The organism is Pseudomonas sp. DSP3-2-3 (genome assembly GCF_049898225.1).
In the GTDB taxonomy this organism is placed as follows: domain Bacteria; phylum Pseudomonadota; class Gammaproteobacteria; order Pseudomonadales; family Pseudomonadaceae; genus Aquipseudomonas.
The window spans coordinates 137,269-148,521 of the sequence record NZ_JAFCXH010000017.1; the positions used below are offsets into that span (position 1 = coordinate 137,269).

At 57.2% G+C, this 11,253-nt stretch carries 6 protein-coding genes and 2 pseudogenes; 1 reads left to right on the forward strand and 7 read right to left on the reverse strand.

Annotated elements, in window-relative coordinates; all coding sequences use genetic code 11:
• Window positions 1-305 precede the first annotated feature (305 nt).
• A pseudogene (locus ACP7E4_RS19815) lies at window positions 306-694 on the forward strand (IS66 family transposase); the annotation flags it as partial.
• A gap of 67 nt (window positions 695-761) precedes the next feature.
• Here the strand turns inward: ACP7E4_RS19815 and ACP7E4_RS19820 are convergent.
• The 7 genes and pseudogenes from ACP7E4_RS19820 to ACP7E4_RS19850 form a co-directional block, all read right to left on the reverse strand.
• Window positions 762-1,826 (reverse strand): patatin-like phospholipase family protein, encoded by a 1,065-nt coding sequence (locus ACP7E4_RS19820; protein ID WP_426117234.1) that lies wholly within the window; start codon window positions 1,824-1,826, stop codon window positions 762-764.
• The gene (locus tag ACP7E4_RS19825; RefSeq protein WP_426117236.1) at window positions 1,801-4,746 is read right to left on the reverse strand and encodes an AAA family ATPase; all 2,946 of its coding nucleotides are present in this window, start codon (window positions 4,744-4,746) and stop codon (window positions 1,801-1,803) included. The genes ACP7E4_RS19820 and ACP7E4_RS19825 overlap by 26 nt, the downstream gene beginning before the upstream one ends.
• Window positions 4,745-5,236: pseudogene (locus ACP7E4_RS19830) on the reverse strand (zinc-ribbon domain-containing protein); the annotation flags it as partial. The pseudogene ACP7E4_RS19830 and the gene ACP7E4_RS19825, both read right to left, overlap by 2 nt.
• 756 nt (window positions 5,237-5,992) lie before the next feature.
• Window positions 5,993-7,825 carry an amidohydrolase gene (locus ACP7E4_RS19835; RefSeq protein WP_426117238.1) on the reverse strand — a complete coding sequence of 611 codons (1,833 nt, stop codon included), beginning with the start codon at window positions 7,823-7,825 and terminating at the stop codon, window positions 5,993-5,995.
• 626 nt (window positions 7,826-8,451) lie between these two features.
• A complete protein-coding gene (locus ACP7E4_RS19840; RefSeq protein WP_426117240.1) occupies window positions 8,452-9,531 on the reverse strand; it encodes a CobW family GTP-binding protein in 1,080 nt (359 codons plus the stop codon).
• A 9-nt stretch (window positions 9,532-9,540) separates the two neighbouring features.
• On the reverse strand, window positions 9,541-10,764 hold the full coding sequence (locus tag ACP7E4_RS19845; RefSeq protein ID WP_426117242.1) for an amidohydrolase: 1,224 nt from the start codon (window positions 10,762-10,764) through the stop codon (window positions 9,541-9,543).
• A 26-nt stretch (window positions 10,765-10,790) separates the two neighbouring features.
• The coding region (locus ACP7E4_RS19850) for an amidohydrolase family protein (protein ID WP_426117244.1) at window positions 10,791-11,253 on the reverse strand (463 nt) is incomplete at its 5' end.

The following is an 11,253-nucleotide window of genomic DNA, read 5'->3' on the forward strand; positions in this document are numbered from 1 at the left end:
AGCAAAAATATCGGTTGCCCGTCTGTACGGCAGCAGTCTGCAGGCGGTGCTTATCACTGCCTGGCAAACAGAGACCGGCGTACGCAGTGTCACGGTGGAGACGGGTGGTGCGGAAATAACGCCATGGAATTTGAAAGCTTTGCGCCTGCAGATCTTGAACCCGGGAGCTCCCACTGTGTATCGCCACTCTCGGTATTGTGTTCAGGTTTGTATAGCCCGACCCGCGGTATCAGCATGAAATGCTTATGATGTTCCACTCTGCGTAGAGGTCGGCCCCGCGTGTCATCACTCGTTATTGGGCATTCAAAACGGTGGGTTACAACTTCACCCCAGGCAGTGCGAGCGAACATGCACACAACTTTCTTGGTCAGTGGAATGGCAAGCTGGCTTGCGACGATTTCGCCTGCTACAAAGCAAGCTTCCGGCAAGGCATCGCCCAATCGACTGCATGGCCCAAGCCCGCCACAAGTTTTTCGATTTGCACGCGACGAACAAAAGCCAACTGGCCGAGCAGACGCCGCACTCAATTGGCGGGTTGTACGAACCTGAACGGTAAGCACTGGAAATGATCGACGAAGATCGATGGCTAATACGCCAGGAAAAAGCGGCACCCCATATCGACGCACTGCATACCAAGATGTTGGCCCAGCGCGACCTTGTGCCCGAAGATTCGGCTATCGCCAAAGCTATGGATTAAAGCCACAAGCACTGGACGGACCGTTCGTACCGATGCAGCCACCTTTCCCGACTCATGACGACGCTCATAGAAACTCCTGCCGGATGTCGATACTCGACCGTTCACCAATGTTCCGGTAGTTCTCCGTGAGCCACGCCTCGGCCTCGCGGCGTCCGTTGTCGCGCAGTCTGCAAAGGAAGTCCCAGTCCGCGTTGTACTTGCTGGACACACTGAGCGCAAACATCGCCTCGTCTGATTTAATGGAGTGGATCAACATCTCCTTCATTTCGTTGCGATCGACCTTGCCTTGCTGGATGAGGTCGGTGACAAAAGCGATGGTACGCAGTTCACGCATCAGCGACGAATTGAAGCTGATTTCACTGATGCGATTGAGGATGTCGGCAGCGGTAATGGGCACGCCTGGGCGGACGAGCGGGTTAATGTGGACGATCACCACATCACGTGTATTGCAGTGGTAGATCAACGGGAAAATAGCCGGGTTCCCCATATAGCCGCCATCCCAGTAGTTCTGCCCGTCAATCGTGACCGCCTGGAACAATGTCGGCACACAGGCCGAAGCAAGCACCGCTTCAGCGCAGATGTCATCGCCCGTGAAGATGCGTATCTTCCCCGTCTCGACATTGGTCGCGCACAGATAGAGGTGGAACGGGCATTGGCTTCGCACGGCGGCAAAATCTACCTGCCTCTCCAGCACCTCCCGCAGCGGACTCAAGTTGCGGCGATTGAACTGGTAAGGCGAGAAGATACGAAGCGTCATGTCCGCGAACGTATACATGGGCGAATAGTCCAGCCCGAAGCTGTGCGTCCCTTTCAGCCATGGCATCCAGCGCAATGGGTTGTAACGCTCAGCGGACTCCGCCACGGCGTACCAGAAATCGTGCAACGCCTGGCGCGCGCCGACGTCGCCACCTTGGAGCATGCCATAGGCCAGCACGGCTGCATTCATCGCGCCGGCACTGGTTGCGCTCACCCCTTCAATGGCAAGCCTGCCATCCTCGATCAACCGATCGAGCACGCCCCAGGTGAACGCACCGTGCATCCCGCCGCCCTGTAAAGCCAGCGCGACCGACTTGCGCTCGTCACTGCCCCGAGTCATCAATCGCTCACCCTTTGCTTGATGCCCATGCATCGAGCAGCGCCTTGGCTTGTAGCCAATCGACGCTGTCGAAGCCTTCGGTGAAAAAGCTGTGAATGTCGGCCAGCATTTGCCTGGCCGCCTCTTTGTCTCGTGTTGCCCATAGCTGAGCAAGGCTCACTGTGGCTCGTAGCTCGAGTGACTTCGCCCCTTGTTGTCGAGCGATCGAGATCGCCTTTTGAAAACATCCTTGCGCTTCCTGCTGCATGGAAGAATCCAGTCTGGCTTCGCCCAAAGATTGGAGAATAAGTGTTCCCTTAAGCCGGTACAGCTCCGCTTCGTAAAAGTGCTCGCCTGTTCTGTTCACCATAGCCAGAGCGTCGGTCACGGCATCCAATCCTGCCTGCGGATTCCCGGCACGCCCGTGCGCTGCGGCCAGCAGGGCCAGAAAATAGGAGCATCCAAGCTCTGCTCCGGCGGCCTGGTAAGTAGCGATACCCTCGGTTATTTGGGCGACTCCCTCGTCAATGTTTCCCTGCTCGGCGCGAGCCCAACCCTGGACGATAGTCCCCCATGCCCAATAAAACGGAAATCCTCGTTCGAGTGAAAGCTTGATGGCGGCATCAGCACACTCTTCGGCGAGTTGTACGTCGTGCCGAAACTGTCCCAAAATCGACGTAGCGGACAGGGTGAAGGCCAAGCTAATTGGGTGAGAAATCTTCTTGTCCAGAGCAAGGATATCCCGGCTGCGCGTGCTTGCCTGATCGGGAAAACCCAGGTACCAAAGACTCCAGGCCGAAAATGTCAGGACGTAGCCCGGATCCATGCCGTAGGTAATGGTATGTGTGCGATGACGGTCCGGGATGTAGAGGACACGCGCCAGCTCCTGGTGCTCATGGGCATCGCGCAGATTACCCTGGAAAAACAATGTCGCCCCGAGTGCAGCATGGGCATCCACGAGCAAATCCGGATCCTGCGCAGCTTGCGCAATATTGAGCAATCGTTCAGCCAGTTCGCATGCAGTTGCGTATTGCGCACGCAACGAGTAGTAAGTCCCCAGCCCAAACAGCGCTGGGAAAAGCACTGAGTCGTCGCGTACTTGTTGCGCGCATAACGCCAGTGCGCGGGTGTAAGTGGTCACCACCTCGGGCGCAGCATAGCCTCGCACGGCCATCAAAGCCGGGCCCAAGGCTAGTAGCAATGTCAGTTCCTGATGAGCACGCGCGGGCGTATCAGGCAAATGCTCGAGCAATTCCAGCGCCCCGCCGAGGTGACGCATCGCCTCAATATTGGCAGAATGTTGGAGGGCCTGTTGCCCGGTACGGTGCAGGTATTCCACGGCCTTCGGGACATTGCCGCTCAGCCTGTAGTGGTGCGCCAGTTCGCTGCAATAATCCGCAATGCGGGTGGGGAACAGTTCTTCGATGGCCTGCGCCGTGCGTTCATGCAGCGCGTTACGTCGCTCCGTAAGTAGTGAGCTGCCCGCGACCTCTTGGGTCAGCGCATGCTTGAACGAATATTCCACATCCGGAAATGCGGGCCGCTGGTAAATGAACTCCGCGGCCTCCAGTCGGGCCAGCAGATCGCGTAAATGTTCGTCCATCCAAGCGCCCCGTCCTTCACAGATGCGCTGGATCAGACTGAACGCAAACTCCTTGCCAATGACGGCGAGTGTCTGCAGCAACTCCTTCTGCGCAACGGGGAGCCGGTCGATACGGGCGGCAAGCACACCCTGCACAGTGGTGGGAATATGCAGCGCAGTCGGAGTTTGTTCGATCCGGTAACGGCCAGGTTCACCGAGCAGTGATTTCTCCTCGACCAGCGTTTGGACCACTTCCTCGATAAAGAAAGGGTTGCCCTCCGTCTTCTCCAGGATGAGCTGTTTGAGGGGGGCGAGGGAGGGATCGCTGCCAAGCAGGGCCGCGAGCAGTCCCTGGGCTTCGGCCGAGCCCAGCGGTTCGAGCCGCAGCTGGCTGCAATGACCCGCGTGCGTCCACACAGCCTGATACTCGGGCCGGTAGTTCACGAGGAGTAGGATCGGGGAGCTCGCCAAGTGGTCGATTAAGTACACGAGGAAGGCTTCGGTCTCGCTGTCCAGCCATTGCAAATCCTCGAACAGCAGCTCGATCGGTTGATTGCGGCTCTCACGCGCCAGTAGTTGCGTGATCGCGTCGAAGGTGCGAACGCGCCGGATCTGAGGATCCATTTCCGCGAGTGCTGAACTGCGTTCGCCGATACCCAGCAGGTAGAGCAGGTAGGGCACGAGATCCTCGAAGTTTCGCTCGAGCGTAAGTGTCTTGCCCATGACCTTTTCTCGGCATCTCCGCTCATCATCCTGGATGGTGATCTGAAAATAGTTGCTCAGAAGCTCGATGAGCGGGAAATAGGCAAAGGCCTTGCCGTGCGACACCGAGAACGTCTCCAACACCAGGCAGCCGTGCCGCGAGCACTCCTTGAATTCATGGAACAGCCGTGACTTCCCGACCCCGGCCTCCCCCACCACCTCGACAATCTGCCCATGGTCCGCTTTGGCTTGCTCGAGCGCCTGATGCAACTGGTCCAGCTCGATCTGGCGGCCGACAAACCTGGCCAGCCCGCGATGTGCCGCGACCTGCAGAGCGCCGAGCCCCTGCACCTCGTACACGACGAGCGGATCGGGAATGCCATTGACCTGGGTGGCCCCCAGCGTTCTGAATTCGAAATAGCCCTCCGCCAGCTTGTGGGTGGACTCGCTTACCAAGATCGTCGATGGTGCGGCGACTCCCTCCATCCGGGATGCAATGTGGATCGTGTGCCCGACCGGATCGTAATCGGTGTGCAAATTGTCCGTGCGGATAGAACGCACGATGACCTCTCCAGTGTGGATGCCGACGCGGATTTGCAAGGGAATGCCTTTCTCCAGACGAATGCGGTCGCTGTATCGCCTGCTGCATGCGCAACGCCGCATACAGCGCCCGCTGCGGATGGTCCTCATGGGCGATGGGTGCGCCGAACAGCGCGAGGATGCCGTCTCCCATCGTCTTGGCCACGTAGCCTTCGTAGTAGTGGATGGCTTCCATCATCAGCGCGACGACGGGTTCGATCAGGCGCAGGGCCTCTTCTGGATCGAGGTCATGGATCAGCGCCGTAGAGCCGGCCATGTCGGCAAACAGCGCCGTGATGGTCTTGCGTTCGCCGGCGGTCTCGCCCCGGGCTTCCATGGCTGCCTGTTCGGCGCGAATGCGTTCGGCAAGGTGGTGGGGCGTGTAATGAATAGGCGCTGGAGAAGGCCCTGAAACGGGTTTGGAGCGCGGTGATGGTGCAGCATACGCATCGGTTAGCGGCGCGCCGCATTCACTGCAGAATTTGGCGGATAGGCCCGCCTCGTGACCACAGCGCGTACAACTGCGAGACAGCTTGGCGCCGCACGCGTCACAGAAGCTGGCCCCGGAAGGATTTTCGAATCCGCAGTTTGCACAGAGCATACGACCTCCTCCGCAGCCTAGTGCCTACTTCATAACATTAGGCGCCGGACCCTCTGGCCGCAAGACGCGACCGGATGAGGCTCTCTTCCTCGGCAAGACGTCGGTCGGAAATGCAAGAGCCCCCGACCTGATGACGATGGTTTAGTTTTTTTGCCTCCATAGAACCCCCGAATGCGCCCCGCTGCGAATGGCGTGCGCACGGAGAACAGGTGCTGTTCAAAGAAAAACAATAAATTAAGAAGAGCCAAAGCCTGATTTTTGGCAGGCCACCGATTTTTTTCAGTCCCAAATGGGATGGGTATCAAAATATCGGTGGCTACTTCAGACCATCCCTAGTAACTACATTGCGGTAAAGCATTACCTGCAGAGCCCAGAGGGTGTCAGATTTTCCGCCGCACACCTTCCGCGGCAACAGCTCCCGTCACAGATCGGAACATCCAATAAAACTTCAGAATAAAGTAGAGCCACGTAAACTTTCGCTCCGCATATATGCATATGAGGCCTCCCTCAGTCAGCCGCGCACTCGTATGGATGAGTTAACCATCGTCGCTTCGAGCTTAATACATCCACACCAATCAATGTGGTTTGCCAAACTCGCAGCTATTTCCTCATTACCGCAAGGATGCGCCTTGCGTATCCGGAAAAGACGGCAAACTGAAAGTCCGTTGACTACTTGCTAGAGCTCGACGGCAACACCGCGCTGCGAACTAGCTTGCCAGCTGGATCCCCCGCATGGCGGTGCCGCCGAGAAGCTATCTATTTCTGGTGATTGCAGTGCGGGCCGCACTCGTGATCCGCTGAGCGGAGAGTCGTGGACCTCTTCAGGGATTGCAAGCGCTCAGGAGGCAGCTCGGCCTCGTCTAGACGAGGAAGAATGCTCGTATCAAATACATCCTTCCCACCCAGCACGGTTCGTAGTACTTGCGTCTTGGGCAACGCATCAAGGGTGCAGGTGAGCGGATTCTGATCGACAATGACCAAGTCCGCCTTATACCCAGGTCTCAACGCTCCAATACCGGCCCAATGCATCAACTTGGCGTTATTGGTCGTCCAACCGTCCAGCGCCTGTTGTCTAGTGATGGAATAGCCCGGGCCGTCGTGCCGGTATCCGGAGCCCGCAAACTCGCGTGTCTCCGCGAGCGCCAGGTGCTCGAATACGCTTGCAGGTCCCCAGTCGCTGCCCAAACCGATGTTGGCGCCTGAAGCGAAGATCTTTCCGAAGGGAGAGAGTTCCTTGAGTACTTGCTCTCCCATGCGCTGCCGGTACATATCGCCCTTTCCGAAGCAGAAGCTCATGGTGCCGGAAAAATGGAATTGCAGCTCGGCATAGCGCTCGATCGTGGCGTCATCAATGAAAATGTTGTGCTGCATGACCCATTCCCTTGCACCTACATTCCAGTCGGCGAGGAATGGCTGGAGATTCTCGAGGAACCGCCGATGATCGCGCCCGCTCGTCGCTATGAGATTCAAGCGGAGATCATTGCGCAGGCAATAGTCGATCGCTTCACGCTCAATATCCCCTGAAATAAACGAGTGTCCGCGCGTTGGCCGCCCAAAGGGGTCGCTGTAGGTGCGGTCGGTCGGCATGTGGCCCGTCCAGCCGGGCCCGCCGACACCGAGCGTCATGCCGTTGACACGAAACAGCGGATCGACGGTCTGTGTCAAACTCGCTGCCAGCGCAAACCGGGCCCGAATGCCATCGTCGGTCAACCCCATGCCGAAATCGAACGCGACAGACTCTACCTCCAGCGCCGCCAGGACACGCATCTTCAGGCTTCCTTCATCCCGCGCGCGTTGATAAGCGGAGATGTGCTCCGGCTCCATCGCGTGGCCCTCGTAGGCGGCGGTAATGCCTCGCTGCGCGGCTGATAACTGCCCCGCCATCGCCCCCTGGTACCAGAGGTCGTCGCTCGGACGCATCACCTGCGCAAGCACGCGCGTCAGCCAGAATTGGCTGCTATTGTAGTAATTGGTCACGTAGCCACTGAAGATGCCCGTCAGTTCGCCGTTCGCGTCTTTTTCGACGAACACATCGTCGATGAAATCTGGCAGATCGCGCGTAAACCCTAGCACCTGTAGCGCCTTCGAATTCATGGCGCAGACATTGGGCAAAGTCGGCGCGAAGGCCTGAATCCAAACGGGGTGATCCGGGGTAGCGGCGTCCAGTTCATGCCGGTTAGGTAGGCGGCCTTCAGGCAGATCACGCCAGGAGCGGCGGATAAAATAGTGCGGCTCGCCTACCGGCGTGGTGACAATCCATTCGCCACGCGGAGTGACAGCAGCACGCTCGCGGAGGCGAGTTCGAATGTCGTCGTGGTCGCGAGCATCGTACAGCTTGACGCACGACACATCGAAGCTCCCGTAATGCAGAAAGTGCGGGTGATTGTCGATCAACCCAGGCATCACGCAGGCCCCATCAACATCGATTTTCCTCGACGAAGAACCTGCTAGTGCCCGCATATCTTCGAGCGAACCAGTGGCCAGCACGGTATCGCCTTCGAGGACCAAGGCCTCATGTGTTTCACGCCGTTCGTTCTGGGTTAGAACAGAACCGCCGAAAATCAGGGTGCGTTGCGACGATTGGGACATGCTACTGCCTCCTTGAGTAATCGTTCTTTGTTCGGGGCTCGAGGCCCCAGGTTTTCTAGCCCCCCCCTGCTGACGCCATTCCCCAAGCGCGCTGGTTTATATGTCGGCGCGGCCTTGCGAGACGAAGAAAGTGCAGGGAGATCGCAGACAAGCCGACCACGAAGTGCACATGCAGACACTTTGTGTTTCTGGGGCTCAGATTGACTAACGATGATGCAAAGTTAATCGTGATGAACGCACGGCGTTAGCCGATTTTGGCACAGCGAGAAACACTGGACTGAGGGTGCCTTGATTCAGGATTACTGCTCAGAAATCGAGGGCAGAGTCAATGATCGCGATCTGCCAGAGCAACTGCCCTGGTCGCACCGCGTCAGATAGGGCCATGCGCCCACCAGGTTGGTAACTGTCAGTAATAACAGAGTCGCCAACGGGATAGTTCTTTCCGGAAAAACACCGGGAAGGAGCTTGGCGATCACCGCATCAACAAAAAACATCTCCGCCGGTATCGCCAGCATTGCCACTACTACGTAACCTGCGAATACCGCAACGATTGCAGGAAAGGGACCGGGAGCTTTGTATAGGTGCCTAGCGTCCCTGTATTAGGAAACATCAAGGCCAGCTCAGCCCTATCCATGAAATACCGTTACACTTCGTTCTCGATCAGGCTTGACTTGGGACATTGGTTTGAATGCAGGAAGGCTCACCCCGACGAACTTCTCGAAAGTTCGAATGATCTCGGCATATTCAATCTCTTGAACGATGAGCACGATTCGCGAGCGGTGATCCGTCGATGGCCACTTTGCAAGCCGTTTCAATGGATGGAAGATTTGCTGTACACCATGAATAACAATGGGCTGATCTGGATGTTCGACCACCCGCACTATTCCCTTCACTCGCAGCAGGTTTTCCCCCCTCACCGACGCAATGAGTTCCAACCAATAGGCGAGGCGTTCCTGTTCAACTGGCTGATCCAGAATCAGGAAGTGAGACTGAACCTTGCCTTCGTGGTAGCTCTCACCGCCTCGCCTCTGGGCTTGCTCCATGTAAGCGTCAACATCGAGCACGTCGTGCCGTGTAGTGCAGTCTTCGTGCCCTAGCACATCCGCCGCATCTACATGCCCATTGATAACCCACTTGAAATCAGCCGCAGGATTTATGCCCCGCAACCTGGCCTCCAGTGCTGCAATAGCTTGACCAGACGCCAGATCGGTTTTGGTCAACAGCAACCGATCCACCAGAGTTACCTGCGCGACAGCCTCAACGTGCCGATCAAGGGTACTTGCACCATTAACCGCATCCACTGTAGTGACAACCTGTTGGAGGCGATAACGCTGAATGATCTCGGGATCGATCATAAAGGTCTGCAACACCGGTACCGGATCCGCGAGCCCCGTGGTTTCAATGGCTACACGAGCGAACGGCGAGAGTTCTCCGCTTTCCCGCCGGTCGTGCAGGTCCACCAAGGTGTCAACCAAATCACCACGTATAGTGCAGCACACGCATCCGCTCTGCAGCAATCGCAGGTTCTCACTCACCTGTTCGACAAGGAGATGATCAATTCCAATTTCTCCAAACTCATTAATGATTACCGCCGTGTCGGCGAGCTCAGGCAATTCCAGCATACGATTCAGCGTCGTAGTTTTTCCACTGCCAAGAAATCCGGTTAAAAGTGTGACCGGCAGCCGGGTATCGCCCACATCGTTCATACTTGGGCCTCATACACCCGATTGCCGGCGAAATATGTCTGCAGGACTTGGGTCTGTGCCAATTGGTCGACCTTGGATCTCAAACAGGTTACGATCAAGCACAATGAAATCGGCGGACTTACCCACTTCCAGTGAGCCGGTTTCATCGCCGAGGCCCATCGCCGTAGCAGGACCAATGGTGTAGGCACGCAACGCGGTGGGCAGGTCCAATCCCTGCTCAGGCCACATTTCTCCAAGGAACGCTCCACTTGGATCACGTCGAGTGATGATGGCTTGCAGGCTGATCCACGGGCTCGGATCAGGCACCACCGGCCAATCCGAGCCAACGGCGAGCAAAACCCCAGCTTCATCCATGGAGCGATTCGGATAAGACCGCGTGACGCGCTCTTCGGGCAATACCGCGTTGAGCTGGTCAACAATCACCCCAGGGCACCAGAGTATCGGCGAAAGGTCAGCAACGATGTTCAGCTCTTTGAAGCGCGCGATGTCACTGTCGTGCAAGTAACCAGCATGGGCGATCTGATGCTGGCGATTGCCACCGTTGAAGGTGCGCACCACTTCAAAGGCATCCAGTGCTACGCGTACCGAACCATCGCCGGTGCAATGGATCTTCAGACTGACATCAGCCTGTTCGCATTCAGCTATCACTCGCGCCAACTGTGGCACTGTCAGGAAGGTCGCACCGCGGAAGCAGCAGCCGTGCAAAGTATCGGGTAGATAAGGCTCCAACATCGATGCAGTGCGGGTGGTGGGCACGCCATCGAGGAAGATCTTGCCGAATTCAGGACGGAAGTATTCGCTGCGGTAATGGTCACGCAGTTCAAATAACTCCTTTCCCCATTGTTCGGAGGCAAGAGGTCCTCCTTCCAATACAGGCAAGGAGCCGACGACCCAGGCGGTCAATTGTCCGCGATCAGCCACAGTCTTGATCGCGTCCATCATCATCCGCGCGGTCAGAGCATCCTGAAGCCCGGTGACACCTAGAGCATTCATGCGTTTGATAGCATGAACGGCCGCAGCGACGTCGAGTTCCGGCTCTTTTGCCAATGACCGGGACACCGTAGCCTCAGCCAGAGCGGAAGCGGTTTCCAGCAACAAGCCGGTAGCCTCACCGGTTTGCGGATGCCTCGCAATGGTTCCGTTGGGAGGATTGGGAGTGTTGTCGTCAATACCACAAGCCTTCAATCCTGCAAGGTTAAGCCAGCGGTTGTGATGGGAATCATCTCGCAGCATGACCGGACGTCCAGCGGATGCCTCATCTAGACGAAGGCGCGCCTCGTAGGCAGCTGATCAAGCAACGTACTGCCCCAAATACCACCGACGAACCACCGATCCTGCGGACGATCTTTGGCTGCACCGCGAACCGATTCGATGATCTGGTCGAGACTGGCAGTTGGCAGAAAATTCACCTCGTATAGCTCGGCCCGACCTGCAAGGACGAAGTGGCTATGGACGTCCATCCTGCCGGGCATCACCATTTTCCCTTGCAGATCGATCACGCTGGCATCGGCACCTACGGCAGCCCTTGCAGCTTCCTCGCTACCCACCTCAACCAACCGACCGTCTCGCACCGCCAAGGCATCAACCCATGGAGTATCAGCATTCTGACCTTGCCCCCGAGAAACGTATCCCTTAACCCGGCGTCGGGGTTGAGTATCTAAGGTTGTTGCATTTGCCAGTTCTTCTCGTATTGCATCGGGCTTACGTAAAGCAGAGTCGAGT

Excerpts from the sequence above, each read along its gene's own strand:
- ACP7E4_RS19845 (WP_426117242.1), bottom strand. The coding sequence starts at position 10,764 with ATGCTGCGAGATGATTCCCATCACAACCGCTGGCTTAACCTTGCAGGA.
- ACP7E4_RS19820 (WP_426117234.1), bottom strand. The coding sequence starts at position 1,826 with ATGCATGGGCATCAAGCAAAGGGTGAGCGATTGATGACTCGGGGCAGT.
- ACP7E4_RS19825 (WP_426117236.1), bottom strand. The coding sequence starts at position 4,746 with ATGAGGACCATCCGCAGCGGGCGCTGTATGCGGCGTTGCGCATGCAGC.
- ACP7E4_RS19835 (WP_426117238.1), bottom strand. The coding sequence starts at position 7,825 with ATGTCCCAATCGTCGCAACGCACCCTGATTTTCGGCGGTTCTGTTCTA.
- ACP7E4_RS19840 (WP_426117240.1), bottom strand. The coding sequence starts at position 9,531 with ATGAACGATGTGGGCGATACCCGGCTGCCGGTCACACTTTTAACCGGA.